The sequence below is a fragment of the Streptomyces sp. NPDC055099 genome (assembly GCF_053607685.1).
Genome location: NZ_JBSGUA010000034.1, coordinates 1 through 18,204, shown reverse-complemented (window position 1 = coordinate 18,204; position 18,204 = coordinate 1). Strand labels below are relative to the sequence as shown.

Annotated in this window: 13 protein-coding genes; 11 read left to right on the top strand and 2 right to left on the bottom strand. The window is 70.5% G+C overall.

The window, feature by feature from the left end; genetic code table 11:
- Nucleotides 1–14: 14 nt before the first annotated feature.
- Nucleotides 15–1,658 carry a PucR family transcriptional regulator gene (locus ACWFRU_RS40205; RefSeq protein ID WP_453693481.1) on the bottom strand — a complete coding sequence of 548 codons (1,644 nt, stop codon included), beginning with the start codon at nt 1,656–1,658 and terminating at the stop codon, nt 15–17.
- Nucleotides 1,659–1,817: 159 nt separating this feature from the next.
- Between ACWFRU_RS40205 and ACWFRU_RS40200 the strand changes: the two genes are divergently transcribed.
- A complete protein-coding gene (locus tag ACWFRU_RS40200; protein WP_453693479.1) occupies nt 1,818–3,329 on the top strand; it encodes an APC family permease in 1,512 nt (503 codons plus the stop codon).
- Between the two features lie 11 nt (nt 3,330–3,340).
- Nucleotides 3,341–4,975, top strand: coding sequence for a flavin monoamine oxidase family protein (locus tag ACWFRU_RS40195; RefSeq protein WP_453693477.1), 1,635 nt, complete (start codon nt 3,341–3,343; stop codon nt 4,973–4,975).
- Here the strand turns inward: ACWFRU_RS40195 and ACWFRU_RS40190 are convergent, their stop codons facing one another.
- Nucleotides 4,976–6,787 (bottom strand): glycoside hydrolase family 15 protein, encoded by a 1,812-nt coding sequence (locus tag ACWFRU_RS40190; RefSeq protein ID WP_453693475.1) that lies wholly within the window; start codon nt 6,785–6,787, stop codon nt 4,976–4,978.
- Between the two features lie 410 nt (nt 6,788–7,197).
- Between ACWFRU_RS40190 and ACWFRU_RS40185 the strand changes: the two genes are divergently transcribed.
- The 9 genes from ACWFRU_RS40185 to ACWFRU_RS40145 all read left to right on the top strand — a co-directional run bounded on the left by ACWFRU_RS40185 (nt 7,198) and on the right by ACWFRU_RS40145 (nt 18,080).
- Nucleotides 7,198–8,871, top strand: coding sequence for a CTP synthase (locus ACWFRU_RS40185; RefSeq protein ID WP_453693473.1), 1,674 nt, complete (start codon nt 7,198–7,200; stop codon nt 8,869–8,871).
- Between the two features lie 86 nt (nt 8,872–8,957).
- Nucleotides 8,958–9,584, top strand: a complete 627-nt coding sequence (locus ACWFRU_RS40180; protein WP_453693471.1) for an NUDIX domain-containing protein — start codon at nt 8,958–8,960, stop codon at nt 9,582–9,584.
- A gap of 149 nt (nt 9,585–9,733) precedes the next feature.
- Entirely contained in the window at nt 9,734–11,833 is a 2,100-nt protein-coding gene (locus ACWFRU_RS40175) for a tetratricopeptide repeat protein (protein ID WP_453693469.1), read from the top strand.
- 144 nt (nt 11,834–11,977) lie between these two features.
- Nucleotides 11,978–13,093: an alanine dehydrogenase gene (gene ald / locus ACWFRU_RS40170; RefSeq protein WP_363211130.1), complete on the top strand. Its 1,116-nt coding sequence runs from the start codon at nt 11,978–11,980 to the stop codon at nt 13,091–13,093.
- 378 nt (nt 13,094–13,471) lie between these two features.
- On the top strand, nt 13,472–14,632 hold the full coding sequence (locus tag ACWFRU_RS40165; RefSeq protein ID WP_453693467.1) for a ParA family protein: 1,161 nt from the start codon (nt 13,472–13,474) through the stop codon (nt 14,630–14,632).
- Nucleotides 14,617–15,222: a hypothetical protein gene (locus tag ACWFRU_RS40160; protein ID WP_453693465.1), complete on the top strand. Its 606-nt coding sequence runs from the start codon at nt 14,617–14,619 to the stop codon at nt 15,220–15,222. Before ACWFRU_RS40165 ends, ACWFRU_RS40160 begins: the two co-directional genes overlap by 16 nt.
- Before the next feature lie 17 nt (nt 15,223–15,239).
- Nucleotides 15,240–16,232, top strand: a complete 993-nt coding sequence (locus ACWFRU_RS40155) for a segregation and condensation protein A (protein ID WP_453693463.1) — start codon at nt 15,240–15,242, stop codon at nt 16,230–16,232.
- Complete coding sequence (gene scpB / locus ACWFRU_RS40150; protein ID WP_453693461.1) at nt 16,229–16,885, top strand: SMC-Scp complex subunit ScpB; 657 nt, start codon at nt 16,229–16,231, stop codon at nt 16,883–16,885. Before ACWFRU_RS40155 ends, scpB begins: the two co-directional genes overlap by 4 nt.
- 10 nt (nt 16,886–16,895) lie before the next feature.
- Nucleotides 16,896–18,080: a pseudouridine synthase gene (locus tag ACWFRU_RS40145; RefSeq protein WP_453693459.1), complete on the top strand. Its 1,185-nt coding sequence runs from the start codon at nt 16,896–16,898 to the stop codon at nt 18,078–18,080.
- Nucleotides 18,081–18,204: the final 124 nt, after the last annotated feature.

Here is an 18,204-nt window from a genome sequence, read left to right as displayed (position 1 = left end):
GCGGGGAGGCGTCGTTATGCCACATGCCTGCGTGCCCGCAGCGCCAGGCTCAGCGCGAGCACCGTCTGTGGGTCGTCCAGGTCCGTGCCGAGGAGCTCACTGATCCGGGCGAGACGGTTGTAGAGCGTCTGACGGTTCAGGTGCAGTTCGCGCGCCGTCTCCGCCTTGCGTCCCGCATGCGCCAGATACGTCTGCAGGGTGGGCAGCAGCGGCGGCTTCGAGCGCAGGTCGTGGGCGCGCAGCGGGCCGATCGCACGGTCCACGAACGCCGCGAGCGCAGAGTCGTCGTAGTTGTGCAGGCGCCACAGCAGCAGGTCGATGTCCAGGCGCCGCGCGTCGTACCAGGGGCGGTCGATGAGGCCCTGCGCGGCCGTCGCCGTTTCCGCCGCGTGCCGGAGCCCCGCCGAAGCCGCCGCCCAGCCGCCCGCGACGCCGACCACCACGACCGGCGGCAGCGCCCCGGCCCGCTGCATCCCGGCCCGCTCCACGCCCGCCCGCAGCGCGGCGGCGACCCGGTCGGCCACCGCGGTCCGCTCGGACTCCGAGCGCAGCCCCAGGAGCAGCGGGACACGCCCCTCGACCGGACGTACGCCGAGCAGCACCGGCACCCCCACCGCGGCGAGCTCCTCCGCCACCGCCCGCGCGAGCACCGCCCAGCCCCCGCCGGGCGGCAACCCGTCCGCCAGGCGCATCACGACCGGCAGCAGGGGGCTCTCGCCGGGCTTGAAGCCGAGCACCCGCGCCTGGGCGGGCGCGTCCTCGGCCAGAATGCGCCCCTCCGCGAGATCGGTCAGGAAGTCACCCCGTCCCCGCGCCGCGAGCTCCTCCTCCTGGCGCGCCTGCATCAGGACCACCGCGAGCGAGCCCGCGGCCCGCTCCGCCGCGATCCGGTGCACCGGAAGCAGCGCGGACTCCACGGCGAGCAGCACGAGGCGGGCGCGCACCGAACCCGACCCGGGGCCACCGCCCGGCACGTCGACGAGCAGCGCGCCCGCGGGCGGCCCGTCCTTGTCCACGCTCCGGCCCCGCAGCCCCTCCCACACCTGGAGCGGATCGGCACACTCCGTGCCCGCCCCGGCGGCGTACAGAAGCTGCCCGTCCGGCGACTCCAGGAACACCGGATTGCCGCTGAAATCCGCGAGGACGCGCAGCACCTGGGGCACGCCGCCCCCGCCGAGCAGCGCCTCCGTACAGCGCCGGTGGACCTCCTCGGCCCGCTGGAGCAGCGCGTAGTGGCCGTTGACGATCTCGGTGTGGATCTCTTCGGTGACCGTCACGAAGGGCACCTCGCGGTGCAGCTGCACCAGCGGAAGCCCCGCGGCACGCGCCGTCTCCACGATCGCTGCGGGCAGCCGCGTGAAGCGCGGGCCCAGCTCGACGACGAGGGCCGCGATGCCGCGCTCGGCGAGCCTGCGCACGAAGACACGCTGCTCGGTGGGGCGCGCGCCGAGCCCGAGGCCCGTGGTCAGGAGCAGCTCGCCGCCCTTGAGGAGCGAGGCGATGTTCGGCACCTCGCCCGCGTGCACCCACCGCACCGTGCGCTGCAGCCGCTCGGCGCCCGCGACCACCTCGGGCAGCCCGCCGCGAAGACCCGGAAGTTCCAGGGCACGCTGCACGGTGATGCCGCCCTGAGTCCCCTGCGTGCCCTGACTTTCCATGGGGCGGACGGTACCTGCGCTTACGTTCCGGGAACATCTCCGGCCCGTTACGGGAATGATCTGATCCGCTCATAACCCGACAACTCGTCGCCCCGGGACGTCAATTGCGCGACCTCCTGTCGGTTGTGGCGTACGTCACGCCACGGAAGGGTGCCCGCCATGCCAGAGCAACCCACCACACCCGAGGTCCACCGTCTCAAGGCGAACTCCGTCGGCCTCGTCGGCGTCGTCTTCATGGCGGTCGCCACCGCCGCGCCCATCACGGCGATGACCGGCAACCTCCCCATCGCCGTCGGCGCGGGCAACGGCACCGGAGCCCCCGCGGGCTATCTCTTCGCGACGCTCGTCCTGACCGTGTTCTCGGTCGGATACGTCGCCATGGCCAAACGGATCACCGCCGCCGGCGCCTTCTACGGCTACATCTCACACGGCCTCGGCCGTATGGCGGGCATGGCGTCCGGGATGCTCGCCGTCCTCGCGTACGTCGTCTTCGAGGCGTCGATCGTCGGTGTCTTCGCGTACTTCGCCAAGACCACCGTCCATGATCAGCTCGGTGCCGACCTGCCGTGGATCCTCTACGCGGCCGCGATGCTCGCCGTCACCGTCGTCCTGTCGTACTTCGACATCAACCTCACCGCGAAGGCGCTCGGCGTCATGCTGGTCGCCGAGATCGCGGTCCTCTTCGCCGTCGCCACCGCCGTACTGATCAACGGTGGCGGTCCCGACGGCATCCCCGTCGAACCGATCAACCCGAAGAACGCCTTCACCGGCACATCGGCAGGACTCGGCCTCTTCTTCGCCTTCTGGTCCTGGGTCGGCTTCGAGTCCACCGCCATGTACGGCGAGGAGTCCCGCAACCCCAAGAAGGTCATCCCGCGCGCGACCCTCGTCTCGGTCGTCGGCGTCGGCCTCTTCTACATCTACGTCTCCTGGATGACCATCGCGGGCAACGGCCTGACCGGTTCGGTGAAGGTCTCGCAGTCCACGAGCCCGCTCGACCTGTTCTTCGACCCGGCCCACTCCTTCATCGGGGCCTGGGCGGTCGACACCTTCCAATGGCTCCTGATCACCGGCTCGTTCGCCTGCGGCATGGCCTTCCACCAGTGCGCCTCGCGCTATCTGTACGCGATCGGGCGCGAGGGATTCCTGCACCGCGGCCTCGGCCGCACGCACCCCAGGCACGGCTCCCCGTACATCGCCTCCTCCGTCCAGTCCGCGATCGCCGTCGCGCTGGTCGCCGCCTTCTGGCTCACCGGACAGGACCCGTACATCCACCTCTACACACTGCTCGCGATCCTCGGCACGATGGCGATCCTCATCGTGCAGACCCTCTGCTCGTTCGCCGTCATCGGCTACTTCCGCAAGAACCACCCCGAGGACCGGCACTGGTTCAAGACCTTCCTCGCCCCGCTGCTCGGCGGCATCGGCATGATCGCTGTCGTCGTCCTGCTCGTGATCAACATGGACACCGCGGCGGGCAGCGCCGCCGACTCCCTCTTCTTCAAGGCCATCCCCTGGATCGTGGGCCTCGTCTTCTTCGGAGGCCTCGGCCTCGGCCTGTATCTGCGGGCGAAGCAGCCCGCCCGCTACGAGATCATCGGCCGGATCGTCCTGGAGGACGCGGCCGAGCGCGTGAACGACACCGAGCCCACCACGTCCGCCACCGTCTGAGGAGATCTCCCGTGTCCCGTACGAACCCGATGCACGCCTTGAAGCAACTGGCCGCGCAGCACGGCGAGGCCCGGCGCCTCGGCGTCCCCGTGGCCGAACTGCGGGGCGCCGCAAGACCATTCAGTCGCAGAACGGCCCTCAAGGGGGCAGCCGCAGCGGGGCTCGCGGCCGGCGCGGGCCTCGCGGCAGCTCCCCGCGCGAGAGCCTCGGCCACGAAAGGCGCACCCCGCATAGCCGTCGTAGGAGCCGGGATATCGGGCCTGACCGCCGCTCTCACCCTCCATGACGCGGGCCTGAACTGCACGCTCTACGAAGCCAATCCCGACCGGGTCGGCGGCCGCATGCGCACCCAGCGCGCCCACTGGGCGTACGGCCAGACCTCCGAGATCGGCGGCGAGCTGATCGACACGAGCCACAAGAAGATCCTGGAGCTGTGCCGCCGCTTCGACCTCCCCGTCGAGGACTTCCTCGGCGGCGGACCGCGCGGCGCGCAGGAGATCCTCTGGTTCGACGGCGCCTACTACCCGCGCGCCCAGGCCGACGACGACTTCAAGGAGGTCTACCAACTCCTGCGCCGCGACCTGTCGGAGGCCGGCGAGGTCTTCTGGAGCCAGACCACCCCGGCAGGCACCGCCCTCGACAACATGTCGATTCATGAGTGGATCGACTCCCGCGTCCCCGGAGGGCACGGCTCCCCGCTCGGCCGCTGGTTCGACGTCGCCTACAACGTCGAGTACGGCGCCGACACCACCGACCAGTCCGCGCTCGCCCTCGTCCTGCTGATGGGCTACCAGACCAATCCGGGGCACTTCAACATCTGGGGCCTGTCCGACGAGCGCTACCACATCACCGGCGGCAACGACCGACTCCCGCACGCCATCGCCGACTTCCTGCCCGACGGCACCCTGCGCCCCGGCTGTGCGCTGACCGCCGTACGCGCCGACTCGGACGGCACCCAGACCCTCACCTACACCGAGGCGGGCGCCACGCGCACCGCCACCGCCGACCACACGATCCTGTGCGTACCGCTGCCGGTGCTCAAGCAGCTCGACCTCACCAAGGCCGGGTTGGACGCCCGCATGACGAACCTGCTGCGTGATGCCCGCATGGGCCACTGCACCAAGCTCAACATGCAGTTCGGCAGCCGACCCTGGCGCGGCACCGGCGCCTGGCCGGGAGTGAGCGCGGGCGACTGCTTCACCGACGCCGACTTCCAGCAGACCTGGGACACCACCAAGCTCCAGCCGGGCACCGGCGGCATCCTCATCCAGTACGGCGGCGGCACCCTCGCCCGATCGCTGTCACCGTCCGGCCCGTTCAACACCGAGTCCGACCCCTACGTACGCGACCTCTCCACCCGGTATCTGGGCCAGATCGACCAGGTCTTCCCCGGCACCAAGGCGGCCTGGACCGGCAGGGCCCAGCTCTCGGCCTGGCACAAGGACCCCTATGCCCTCGGCGCCTACTCGTACTGGCCCGTCGGCTATCTGCACCGCTACGCCGGCTACGAAGGCACGCCGCAGGGCCCGCGGGGCACCCTCCACATCGGCGGCGAGCACTGCTCCTACGACTTCCAGGGCTTCATGGAGGGCGGCGCGACCGAAGGAGAGCGCGCCGCCCGGGAGGTCATCGGGAAGCTGGTGTGACTAGCCGCCGTACGCCCCGCTGGCCGTCAGCCGCAGTGCCGTGTCGATCAGCGGCACGTGGCTGAACGCCTGCGGGAAGTTGCCGACCTGGCGCTGCAGCCGCGGGTCCCACTCCTCGGCGAGCAGCCCCAGGTCGTTGCGGAGCGCGAGCAGCTTCTCGAAGAGCTTGCGGGCCTCGTCGACCCGGCCGATCATCGCCAGGTCGTCCGCCATCCAGAACGAACAGGCAAGGAAGGCGCCTTCGTCACCCTCCAGGCCGTCCAGGTTCTCCCCGTCGCCGGACGTCGGATAGCGCAGGATGAAGCCGTCCGACGTCGAGAGCTCCCGCTGGATCGCCTCGATCGTGCCGATCACACGCTTGTCGTCGGGCGGCAGGAAGCCCATCTGCGGGATGAGGAGCAGCGAGGCGTCCAGCTCCTTCGAGCCGTACGACTGCGTGAACGTGTTGCGCTCCTTGTCGTAGCCCTTCTCGCAGACGTCCCGGTGGATGTCGTCACGCAGGTCGCGCCACTTGTCCAGGGGGCCGTCCGCGTCACCGGACTCGATGAGCTTGATCGTGCGGTCGACGGCGACCCACACCATCACCTTGGAGTGCACGAAGTGGCGGCGCGGGCCGCGGACCTCCCAGATGCCCTCGTCCGGCTGGTCCCAGTGCGTCTCCAGATACCGGATCAGCTTGAGCTGGAGCAGCGAGGCGTAGTCGCTGCGGGCCAGGCCCGTCATGTGCGCCAGGTGCAGGGCCTCGGTGACCTCGCCGTACACATCGAGCTGGAGCTGGTGCGCGGCGCCGTTGCCGGCCCGGACCGGGGTCGAGCCCTCGTACCCCGGCAGCCAGTCGAGCTCGGCCTCGCCGAGCTCGCGCTCGCCCGCGATGCCGTACATGATCTGCAGGTTCTCGGGGTCGCCCGCCACCGCGCGGAGCAGCCACTCGCGCCAGGCGCGGGCCTCCTCGCGGTAGCCGGTGCGCAGGAGCGAGGAGAGCGTGATGGCGGCGTCGCGCAGCCAGGTGTAGCGGTAGTCCCAGTTGCGGGAGCCGCCGACGTCCTCCGGCAGCGACGTCGTGGGCGCCGCCACGATGCCGCCCGTGGGGGCGTACGTCAGGGCCTTCAGGGTGATCAGCGAGCGGACCACGGCCTCGCGGTACGGGCCGTGGTACGTGCAGTGGTCCACCCACTCGCGCCAGAAGTCCTGCGTCGCCTCGAGGGCGTTCTCGGGCTCGGCGGGCGGCGGCGGCTCCTTGTGCGAGGGCTGCCACGAGATGGTGAACGCGACCCGGTCACCGGGCGAGACCGTGAAGTCCGAGTACGTCGTGAGGTCCTTGCCGAAGGTCTCGGCCGTCGTGTCGAGCCACACGGAGTCGGGCCCCGCGACGGCCACCGTGCGCTCGTCGACCTTGTGCACCCAGGGCACGACCCGGCCGTACGAGAAACGCATCCGCAGGGCGGAGCGCATCGGCACCCGGCCGCTGACGCCCTCGACGATCCGCACGAGCTGCGGGGCGTCCGTGTCGCGCGGCGGCATGAAATCGGTCACGCGGACCGTGCCGCGCGGGGTGTCCCACTCGGATTCAAGGATCAGCGAGTCGCCGCGGTACGTGCGCCGCGCGGCGGTCGGCGGTGGCGCGTCGGGGCTGTGAGCGGGCCCGAGCCGCCAGAATCCGTGCTCCTCCGTGCCGAGCAATCCGGCGAAGATGGCGTGAGAGTCGAAGCGGGGCAGGCACAGCCAGTCGACTGTGCCGTCCCGGCAGACCAGGGCGGCGGTCTGCATGTCTCCGATGAGTGCGTAATCCTCGATGCGCCCGGCCACGTGCATCTCCAGTCAAACGGCCACGTCGCCCTCTCGGGGCGCTCGCTACTACGGTCAAGGGGTTCGCTGTGAAACGTACTGCGCGAGCCTCTTGTTCCAAGAACGGTAGGGGGTGATTGCCGTTGGTCGGTCCGGCTCGGCAGCCAGTGTCCGAGCAGGATACGACGCACCCCGGTGATCTGCGCGCCGCTCCCGGCAACCAGCCTGCGCCGAACGGGTGAGCGCCTGGTGAGGGAGGTGTGACGGGGGTGTCCGAGCGTGGCCGGAAGCAGCCTCGTCCGGTCGCTGATACCCTGGTAGCCCGTGAGCCGGTGGTCATAGAACCCCCGAACCGCAGCGACGGCACCTCCTCCAAAACCTGGGACGAGGCCGGTACGCACCCTTCAGACCGCGACCACGGGAGCCCCCTCTTGGCCATGCAGACTCGATCCTCTGCGTCATCGACGACCAAGCACATCTTCGTCACCGGGGGTGTCGCCTCTTCCCTCGGCAAGGGTCTGACTGCCTCGAGCCTGGGTGCGCTCCTCAAGGCGCGCGGCCTGCGCGTCACCATGCAGAAGCTCGACCCGTACCTCAATGTCGACCCCGGCACGATGAACCCCTTCCAGCACGGTGAGGTGTTCGTCACGAACGACGGCGCCGAGACCGACCTGGACATCGGGCACTACGAGCGCTTCCTGGACGTCGACCTCGACGGCACGGCCAATGTCACCACCGGCCAGGTCTACTCGCAGGTCATCGCCAAGGAGCGGCGCGGCGAGTACCTCGGCGACACGGTGCAGGTCATCCCGCACATCACGAACGAGATCAAGCACCGCATCCGCCGCATGGCCACCGACGACGTCGACGTCGTCATCACGGAGGTCGGCGGCACGGTGGGCGACATCGAGTCGCTGCCGTTCCTGGAGACCGTCCGCCAGGTCCGCCACGAGGTCGGCCGCGACAACGTCTTCGTCGTGCACATCTCGCTGCTTCCCTACATCGGCCCCTCCGGCGAGCTGAAGACCAAGCCGACCCAGCACTCGGTCGCGGCCCTGCGCAACATCGGTATCCAGCCGGACGCCATCGTGCTGCGCGCCGACCGTGACGTGCCGACGGCCATCAAGCGCAAGATCTCGCTGATGTGCGACGTCGACGAGGCCGCGGTCGTGGCCTGCAAGGACGCCCCGTCGATCTACGACATCCCGAAGGTCCTGCACACCGAGGGCCTGGACGCCTACGTGGTCCGCAAGCTGGACCTCCCGTTCCGCGACGTGAACTGGACCCAGTGGGAGGACCTCCTGGACCGGGTGCACAACCCGAACCACGAGGTCACCATCGCGCTGGTCGGCAAGTACATCGACCTGCCCGACGCCTACCTCTCGGTGACCGAGGCCCTGCGCGCCGGCGGCTTCGCCAACCGCGCCCGCGTCAAGGTCAAGTGGGTCACCTCCGACGACTGCAAGACCCCGGCGGGCGCCGCCAAGCAGCTCGGTGACGTCGACGCCATCCTGATCCCCGGCGGCTTCGGCGAGCGCGGCGTCAACGGCAAGGTCAGCGCCATCCAGTACGCCCGCGAGAACAAGGTGCCGCTGCTCGGCATCTGCCTCGGCCTGCAGTGCATCGTCGTCGAGGCCGCCCGCAACCTCGCGGACATCCCCGACGCCAACTCCACGGAGTTCGACGCCGCGACCGCCCACCCGGTCATCTCGACCATGGCGGAGCAGCTGGACATCGTCGCCGGTGAGGGCGACATGGGCGGCACGATGCGCCTGGGCATGTACCCCGCGAAGCTCGCCGAGGGCTCCATCGCCCGTGAGGTGTACGACGGCAAGGAGTACGTCGAGGAGCGCCACCGTCACCGCTACGAGGTGAACAACTCCTACCGCGCCGAGCTCGAGAAGAAGGCCGGCATCCTCTTCTCCGGCACGTCCCCGGACGGCAAGCTCGTCGAGTACGTCGAGTACCCCCGCGAGGTCCACCCCTACCTGGTCGCCACCCAGGCGCACCCGGAGCTGCGCTCGCGCCCGACGCGCCCGCACCCGCTCTTCGCGGGCCTGGTGAAGGCGGCAGTGGCACGGCAGGAAGAAGCGCGCCAGACGGGCAAGTAACACAAGAGCGATACGGTTGCCGGGGTACGGGTCTCATGAGGCGCGTGCCCCGGTTTCTGTTTGCACGTGTGGGAGGACAGGGCGACATGACGATCAAGGACACCGCCGAGGAGTGGCAGGTCACGGCGACGAAGACGCCCTTCGTGGGGAACAAGACCTCGGTGCGCACCGACGACGTGGTCATGCCCGACGGGTCCGTCGTCCACCGTGACTACCAGGTGCACCCCGGCTCGGTCGCGGTGCTCGCCCTGGACGACGAGGGCCGCGTCCTGGTCCTGAGTCAGTACCGCCACCCCGTCCGCCACAAGCTGTGGGAGATCCCGGCGGGCCTGCTCGACATCCCCGGCGAGAACCCCCTGCACGCCGCCCAGCGCGAGCTCTACGAAGAGGCGCACGTCAAGGCCGAGGACTGGCGTGTCCTGACCGACGTCTTCACCACGCCCGGCGGCTGCGACGAGGCCGTGCGGATCTTCCTGGCCCGCGACCTGTCCGAGGCCGAGGGCGAGCGCTTCGAGGTCTCCGAGGAGGAGGCCGACATGGAGCTGGCGCGCGTACCGCTTCAAGAGCTCGTACGCGGTGTGCTCGCCGGTGAGCTGCACAACAACTGCCTGGTCGTGGGCGCCCTTTCGCTGACCGCCGCGCTGAGCGGCGACGGCCTGGACGCGCTGCGTCCCGCCGAGGCGCCCTGGCCCGCGCGCCCCTTCGAGGCCTGAGAAGTCCTCCGGTGTGACGATCTGCTGATCCGATCGGGGGACTTGTGCGTGCCGCTCGCCAGGGGAGACGCCAGGGCCTGAACTAGGCTCTGGAAGCGTCCCGACCGGAGTCCCGGCGGGTTCGCGCGCAGGCGGACGGAGCATGACCCGTGACGGATCAGGCGGTCGACACGGACGGTTCGGCGGCGGGCGGCGCGGTGCCGCGGCCCGCTCCGGCCCGGGCCTCCGAGGACAGTCAATTCGTCGGCCGGCGCAGGGAGTTGAAAGAGCTCCGCGCCGACATCGACCGCGCAGGACTCGACACCATCGCGGGCCGCAAGGCGCCCCGCGCGCGCGTGCTCCTCATCGCCGGCCGCCCCGGCTCGGGCCGCTCCGCGCTCGCCGAGGAACTCGCCCGGCAGGTCGCCGACGACTACCCCGACGGGCTGCTGCGCGCCCATCTCACCGAACCCGACGGCACGCGCGTGCCCACCGAGCGCACCGCCCGGGAACTCCTCGACGCCCTCGAAGTCCCCGCACCGGCCGGCGCAGACGAGGACGAGCTCACCGAAGTGCTCCGCGAAGCCCTCTCCGGCCGCCGGGCCCTGCTGCTTCTCGACGGCGCCGCGGACGCCGAGCAGGTCGACCCGCTGCTCCCGGACACGCCCGAGTGCCTGGTCGTCGCCGTGTCGGAGGGCCCGCTCACCGGCATCCCGGATGTGCGGCCCTGCACGCTGGGCGGCCTGGACACCGCCGCGGGGGTCGAACTGCTCTCCCGCGCGGCGGGCCCGGTGCGCATCACCGTGGACCCGCGGTCGGCCGAGAGCCTGGTCGAGGCCTGCGCCGCGCACCCCGCCGCGCTCGTCCTGGCCGGCGGCTGGCTCTCCGGGCGGCCCAAGGCGGCCGTCGCCGACCTGGCCAAGCAGGTGCACGACCGGCCCGAGGACGAGTCCCCCTCCGGCGCCCTCGCCCGCATCTTCGAGCTCTCGTACACCTCGCTGCCGGGCGCCGCCGCGCGGATACTGCGCTATCTCTCCCTCGCCCCGGCCGGCTACCTCGACCCGCACACCGCGTCCGCGCTCGCGGGCTGCTCGGTCTCCGCGGCCCGCACGACCCTGGACGACTTCGTGAAGCTCGGCCTGGTCAGGGCCGTGGATTCGGCCCTCCCGCAGTACGAGCTGCCGGCCTGCCTGCTGCCGCTGCTCCGGGCGCGCACCGAGAGCCAGGACCGGCCCGCCGAGGTGCAGCTCGCGCGGGCCAGGATGCTGGAGCGGACCGTACGTCTCCTCCAGTCCTGCCGGGCGGTCACGGAGCCGGACGACTCGGGCGCCCGCAAGAAGCTCGCCGGTCTGCCACGCGCGCTGCGCTTCCCCAATCCGGCGGCCGCCGCCGAGTGGTTGCGCGTGCGGCAGCCCGCCCTGCTCGCCGCGGCCCGCCTCGCGGTCGCCGACGGGGAGCTCGACACCCTCGCGCGGCGCCTGATGGCGGCCCTGACCAGGGCGCTGGTCGCCCACCGGGGCACGGAGGACGCGGCTCCCGAGCTGTACGGCGTACACCGGCTCGTCCTCGATGTCGCCGAGCGGCGGAACCTGCCCCGCGAGAAGGCGGCGGCCCTGCTGAATCTCGCGGATCTGGACGCGCGGACGGGACGGACGCACGAGGCACTGGTGCGGTATCGGCTCGCGCTGGACGCCGGACGGGAAGCAAATGATCCGTATGCGACCGGCCGCGCGATGGAATCCGTAGGCGGTGCCTATCAGGAGCTGGGGGACTGGTCGCGGGCCTCCGACTGGTTCGGGCGCGCGCTCGCCCATCGCCTCACGCGGGATGAGCGCGCCGATGCCGCCCGCCTGTACGGCCGCGTCGCGACGGCGCACACGTACGCGGGCCGTTACGGCGAGGCGCTGCGCAACTGGAGCTCGGCGGTCACCGGCTACCGCAAGGCCGGTGATGTGGCGGGCCAGGCAAGGGCGTTGAGCGAGCTGGCGCGGGTGCAGGAGTACGCGGGGCGGCCCGAGGAGTCGCTGCGCACCTGCCAGGAGGCCGTCGACTGGGCGCGGCAGGCCGGTGACGTACGTCTTCAGGCAGCGCTGCAGCTCAGGCTGGCCGACACCCTGGACCGGCTCGGCGACCCGGCGGCCGCCCGGCTGCACCGCAGTGCCGCCGAGCGCATGCTGGGAACAGGGACGCAGGAGGTCACCGGGCTTGCATCGCAAGCTGGAGTGAAACCTTCCGCCTACGAAATCCGTAGCACTTCCGCAGAAGATTGATGCATTGAAAGGCTAGACAGCGAGAAGTCCTTCATTAGACTGGCTCCGCCGCGTACTTCCGTGGTGTCTCCGATGCGCCCTCTTGTGTATCGGTATGTAGTGCATTGCCCGAAAAACCCCTGAGCCAAGAGGACCGTGATCGACGTGAAGGTCGGCATCCCCCGCGAGGTCAAGAACAACGAGTTCCGGGTGGCCATCACCCCCGCCGGCGTGCATGAGCTGGTGCGCCATGGCCACCAGGTCGTCATCGAGCGGAACGCCGGTGTCGGCTCCTCGATCACGGACGCGGAGTACGTCTCCGCGGGCGCCGTCATCCTGGACACCGCGGACGAGGTCTGGGCCACGGCCGACCTCCTCCTGAAGGTCAAGGAGCCCATCGCCGAGGAGTACCACCGCCTCCGCAAGGACCAGACCCTCTTCACCTACCTGCACCTGGCCGCCTCCAAGGAGTGCACGGACGCGCTCCTGGAGTCCGGCACGACCGCCATCGCGTACGAGACCGTCGAGACCGCGAACCGCGCGCTCCCGCTGCTCGCCCCGATGTCCGAGGTCGCGGGCCGCCTGGCCCCGCAGGTCGGCGCCTACCACCTGATGGCCGCCCAGGGCGGCCGCGGTGTGCTGCCCGGCGGTGTCCCGGGTGTCGCGGCCGGCAAGGCCGTCGTCATCGGCGGCGGCGTCTCCGGCTGGAACGCCGCGCAGATCGCCATCGGCATGGGCTTCCACGTGACCCTGCTCGACAAGGACATCAACAAGCTCAAGGAGGCGGACAAGATCTTCGGCACGAAGATCCAGACCGTCATCTCCAACGCCTTCGAGCTCGAGAAGGCCTGCCTCGACGCCGACCTCGTCATCGGCGCCGTCCTCATCCCGGGCGCCAAGGCGCCGAAGCTCGTCACCAACGAGCTCGTCTCGCGCATGAAGCCGGGAAGTGTCCTTGTCGACATCGCGATCGACCAGGGCGGCTGCTTCGAGGACTCGCACCCGACCACGCACGCCGAGCCGACCTTCCCGGTCCACAACTCGGTGTTCTACTGCGTCGCCAACATGCCCGGCGCGGTGCCCAACACCTCGACGTACGCGCTGACCAACGCGACGATGCCGTACATCGTCGAGCTGGCGAACCGCGGCTGGGTCGAGGCGCTGCGCCGTGACCACGCGCTCGCCCTGGGTCTCAACACCCATGACGGCAAGGTCGTTTACAAGGAGGTCGCCGAGTCGCACGGCCTCGAGCACGTCGAGCTGGAGACGCTCCTCGGCTGAACCCGAAGCTGAACCCGACCGCTTTCGTCAACGAAAGTCGTCAATCTCACGCCCGCGGCCGGACCTTGAGAGGGGTCCGGCCGTATGCGTATGTCCGTGGACATGGTCAACTCGCCTTGAACGTAACCCTTTAACCGATTCGCACACCCCGGAATCGTGCCGAAGACACGCCGCACACCCTTGACATGGGGGCGTTCGATTGCCGACACATCGGGCCGGGTCCGGCGGATTGTGTTGCTGCGGACCGGTGACACGCCATAGAGTCGCCAACCGTCGGCATGGTGCCACGCTGACCTATCGAGAAATTTCCTGGTCACCAAGGAGGTAAGACGACTTGTGAATGAGTCGACATTTGCTCCCGGGGGTGGTCAACCAGGAATGTCTGAGCGCGGCCAAGGACCCGTGGGGCTCGAGGCTGTCGGCTCCGTCGCTGTCCGCACCTTCGCAGCCCGCCAGAACCCCCAGCAGGCACAGCCGACGGGGGCGACCCCGTCGACATCGTCTGCACCCCAGAGCATGGATGGCCATCACGTGAACGCCATGGCCGGCGACCGGAGTGGCGAGAACACCACCCACACCCAACTCGCCGACTACGAGGAACTGCCCCAGGGGCACTTCTACGACCCTGACGCCGAGTACGAGCCCGATCCCGAGTACGCGGCCACGCTGGCCCCGGACGCGGCCCGTCAGCGCCGTGAGCGCATCGGTCCCACGGGACGCCCGCTGCCGTACTTCCCGATCCCGGGTCCGCTGACCGATCACGGTCCCGCGAAGATCATCGCGATGTGCAACCAGAAGGGCGGCGTGGGCAAGACGACGTCGACCATCAACCTGGGTGCCGCACTCGCGGAGTACGGACGCCGGGTCCTGCTGGTCGACTTCGACCCGCAGGGCGCCCTGTCGGTGGGCCTCGGGGTGAACCCGATGGAGCTGGACCTGACGGTCTACAACCTGCTCATGGAGCGGGGCATGTCGGCCGACGAGGTGCTGCTGAAGACGGCGGTCCCGAACATGGACCTGCTGCCCAGCAACATCGACCTGTCCGCCGCCGAGGTGCAGTTGGTGAGCGAGGTCGCGCGCGAGTCCACGCTGCAGCGGGCGTTGAAGCCGCTGATGCAGGACTACGACTACATCGTGATCGACTGTCAGCCCTCGCTCGGCCTGCTCACCGTGAACGCCCTGACGGCGGCTCACAAGGTGATCGTGCCGCTCGAGTGCGAGTTCTTCGCGCTGCGCGGTGTGGCCCTGCTGACGGAGACCATCGAGAAGGTCCAGGAGCGGCTCAACCCCGACCTGGAGCTCGACGGCATCCTGGCCACCATGTACGACTCCCGCACGGTGCACAGCCGTGAGGTGCTCGCGCGGGTGGTCGAGGCCTTCGACGATCACGTGTACCACACGGTGATCGGGCGCACGGTCCGCTTCCCGGAGACCACGGTCGCCGGTGAGCCGATCACGACGTACGCATCGAACTCGGTCGGCGCGGCCGCTTATCGCCAGCTCGCCAGGGAGGTGCTCGCCCGGTGTCACGCCGAGTGAGTCTGCCGGGGGCCGACGAACTGTTCCGTACGACCGGGGGGATGGCGCTGCAGTCGTCCTCCCCGCGACGCCAGGCGAACGGCGAGGCACGGGTGCCGTCGCCGGCGGGCGAGAGCGACGAGACCGCTGCCGGTGACGCGCACGGCGGCGGCGCGGAGGCAGAGGGCGGCGACGCAGCCGAACACGGCGCCGCCGACGCGGAGTCGGGTGAAGCCCGCGGCCGGTCGGCCACGGCCGAGGGCCGCGCCGCCCAGGGTCAGCCCCAGGGGCAGGGTCAGGGCCAGGAAGGCGCCGCCGCACAGGGCGGCGGCCGGTCCGCGAACGCCTCCTCCACGGCACAGGCGCGACGGCGCGCACGGGCGGCCAACCGGCGGCCCAGCGGGCGCGAGCGGCACGACGAGAAGATCACCGTGTACGTGTCCGCCGAGGAGCTGATGGACCTGGAGCACGCGCGTCTCGTGCTGCGGGGCGAGCACGGGCTCGCGGTCGACCGCGGGCGCATCGTCCGCGAGGCGGTGGCCGTGGTGCTCGCGGATCTGGAGTCCCGCGGGGACGCGAGCATTCTCGTACGACGGTTGCGCGGGCGGTAGCGGTAGCGTTCCCGCCGATGCCCCTGAACGACGATTCCGCACCGGCCGCCCGTCGGCGTGCGCTGGGGCGCGGCCCGGGTGCGGCTCCCGCGGAGCCCGCGCCGGAACCGGATCTGATTCCCGAGCCGGAGGCGGCCCCCGAAGCGGAGCCCGAGCCGGAGCCGGAGTCCGAGCCCGACGACGGGCGGTTCAAGGTCCGTCTCGCCAACTTCGAGGGCCCCTTCGATCTGCTGCTCCAGCTCATCTCGAAGCACAAGATGGACGTCACCGAAGTCGCGCTTTCGACGGTGACCGACGAGTTCATGGCGCACATCCGCGCCATGGGGCCCGACTGGGACCTGGATCAGACCACCGAGTTCCTCGTGGTCGCCGCCACCCTGCTCGACCTCAAGGCGGCCCGCCTTCTGCCCTCCGCCGAGGTCGAGGACGAGGGGGACCTCGCGCTGCTCGAAGCGCGGGACCTGCTCTTCGCGCGGCTGCTCCAGTACCGCGCGTACAAGCGGATCGCCGACATCTTCAGCGAGCGGCTCGAACAGGAGGCGCGGCGTTATCCGCGCACCGTCGGTCTCGAGGCCCACCACGCGGAGCTGCTGCCCGAGGTCGTCATCAGCATCGGCGCCGAGGGGTTCGCCCGGCTCGCGGTGAAGGCGATGCAGCCCCGCGCGAAGCCCCAGGTGTACGTCGACCACATCCATGCCCCGCTGGTGTCCGTGCAGGAGCAGGCCGGGGTGGTCGTGGCCCGGCTCCGGGAGCGGGGCGAGCTCAGCTTCCAGGTGCTCGTGGAGGACGCGGGGGACACCCTGACCGTCGTCGCGCGTTTCCTCGCGCTCCTGGAGCTGTACCGCGAGAAGGCCGTGGAGCTGGACCAGGAGGCCGCCCTGGGCGAGCTGATGGTGCGGTGGACCGGCGGGGACGGCGACGGGGAGCCGACGGTGACCGACGAGTTCGACCGCCCGCCCGAGACACCGGGTGACACGAAGGGTGAGACGAGTGAGGAGACGGCCACATGAGTACGGAGCGTCCTGCCGGTGATCTGCTGAGTGCCGTCGCCGATCTCGAGCTGCGGCCCGCCCTGGAGGCCGTCCTCATGGTCGTCGACGAACCGGCCACCGAGGAGCACCTCGCCAAGATCCTCGACCGGCCACGGCGGCAGGTCGCCGACGCGCTGCGGGAGCTCGCCGACGAGTACACCGTGCAGCGGCGCGGCTTCGAGCTGCGGCTCGTGGCGGGCGGCTGGCGGTTCTACACCCGGCCCGAGTACGCCGCCGCCGTGGAGCGCTTCGTGCTCGACGGGCAGCAGGCGCGGCTCACCCAGGCGGCCCTGGAGACCCTCGCGGTCGTCGCGTACCGCCAGCCGGTGAGCCGTTCCAGGGTCTCCGCGGTGCGCGGAGTGAACTGTGACGGCGTGATGCGGACGCTTCTCCAGAGGGGTCTGGTGGAGGAGGCGGGCGCGGAACCCGAAACAGGTGCGATCCTGTACAGGACGACGAACTACTTTTTGGAGCGGATGGGCCTGCGCGGCCTGGACGAGCTCCCGGAGCTCGCGCCTTTCCTCCCCGAGGCGGAGGCGATCGAGGCCGAGACGCTGGAAGGCGTTCCGTCGTTCGATCCGGACGCACCCGATGCGCCGGGTGACGAGTACACCGAGAGCACAGACGACTAACGGAAATTTGATGCGAAGCAGCAACGGCAGGAACAGCAGCGGAAACAACGGCGGGAGCCGTGGTGGCAACAGCGGCAGCCGTGGCAGCAGCGGTGGGCGCGGAAGCGGCGGCGGTCGCGGAAGCGGCGGCGGGCGCGATTACCGGGGTTCCGGCAACAGCCCGGACCGCCAGGGTCGCGGCGCCGGTGGCGCCCGCGACGACAAGGCGCCGAAGCGCGAGAGCAAGCCCCGCCCCGAGGAGCGCCGCTACGACGTGGGCGGCGACGCCGGCCGGAAGGGCCGCGGCGCGGCCGCGCGCGGTGGCGCCAAGGGCGGCCCCAGGGCGCCTCAGGGCTCGGACCGGGGTACGCGTCGTGGCGCGGGAGCTCCCGCGACGTCCCGTGAGTACGACGCGCGGCAGGAAGAGCGCAACCGCGAGCGGTACGCGGGCAAGCCGAAGGTGAGCCCGCCCAAGACCTTCCCCGGCGCCGAGCAGGAGGGCGAGCGGCTGCAGAAGGTCCTCGCCCGCGCTGGCTACGGCTCGCGCCGTGCCTGCGAGGAGCTGGTCGAGCAGGCCCGCGTCGAGGTCAACGGCGAGATCGTGATGGAGCAGGGCCTGCGGGTCCAGCCCGAGCGGGACGAGATCAAGGTCGACGGCCTGACGGTGGCCACGCAGTCGTACCAGTTCTTCGCGCTGAACAAGCCCGCCGGTGTCGTCTCCACCATGGAGGACACCGAGGGGCGGCAGTGCCTGGGGGACTACACGAACAACCGCGAGGCGCGGCTGTTCCACGTCGGGCGGCTCGACACCGAGACCGAGGGCGTCATCCTGCTCACCAACCACGGTGAGCTGGCGCACCGCCTCACGCACCCGAAGTACGGCGTGAAGAAGGTCTACCTCGCGCACATCGTCGGCCCGATCCCGCGTGACCTGGGCAAGCGGCTCAAGGACGGCATCGAGCTCGAGGACGGGTACGCCCGCGCGGACCACTTCCGCGTCGTCGAGCAGACCGGCAAGAACTACCTGGTCGAGGTGACGCTGCACGAGGGCCGCAAGCACATCGTGCGCCGCATGCTCGCGGAGGCCGGCTTCCCGGTCGACAAGCTGGTGCGGACGTCCTTCGGGCCGATCGCGCTCGGCGACCAGAAGTCCGGGTGGCTGCGCAGGCTCTCGAACACCGAGGTCGGCATGCTGATGCAGGAAGTCGACCTCTAGGCGAGTCCGAGGTCAGTGAAGGCGGCCGGCCCCCGGGGCGGGGGGGGGGGGGCGCCCGGTTGGGCCGGGGAGGATAAACAAAAACGAAACCCACAGAAAAAAAAAAAAAGTAGTGTGGGGGAGG

Bases quoted from the DNA above. Each gene is read 5' to 3' on its own strand.
- ACWFRU_RS40205 (WP_453693481.1), bottom strand. From the start codon at position 1,658: ATGGAAAGTCAGGGCACGCAGGGGACTCAGGGCGGCATCACCGTGCAG.
- ACWFRU_RS40200 (WP_453693479.1), top strand. From the start codon at position 1,818: ATGCCAGAGCAACCCACCACACCCGAGGTCCACCGTCTCAAGGCGAAC.
- ACWFRU_RS40190 (WP_453693475.1), bottom strand. From the start codon at position 6,787: ATGCACGTGGCCGGGCGCATCGAGGATTACGCACTCATCGGAGACATG.
- ACWFRU_RS40185 (WP_453693473.1), top strand. From the start codon at position 7,198: ATGCAGACTCGATCCTCTGCGTCATCGACGACCAAGCACATCTTCGTC.
- ACWFRU_RS40180 (WP_453693471.1), top strand. From the start codon at position 8,958: ATGACGATCAAGGACACCGCCGAGGAGTGGCAGGTCACGGCGACGAAG.
- ACWFRU_RS40165 (WP_453693467.1), top strand. From the start codon at position 13,472: ATGTCTGAGCGCGGCCAAGGACCCGTGGGGCTCGAGGCTGTCGGCTCC.
- ACWFRU_RS40155 (WP_453693463.1), top strand. From the start codon at position 15,240: ATGCCCCTGAACGACGATTCCGCACCGGCCGCCCGTCGGCGTGCGCTG.
- scpB (WP_453693461.1), top strand. From the start codon at position 16,229: ATGAGTACGGAGCGTCCTGCCGGTGATCTGCTGAGTGCCGTCGCCGAT.
- ACWFRU_RS40145 (WP_453693459.1), top strand. From the start codon at position 16,896: ATGCGAAGCAGCAACGGCAGGAACAGCAGCGGAAACAACGGCGGGAGC.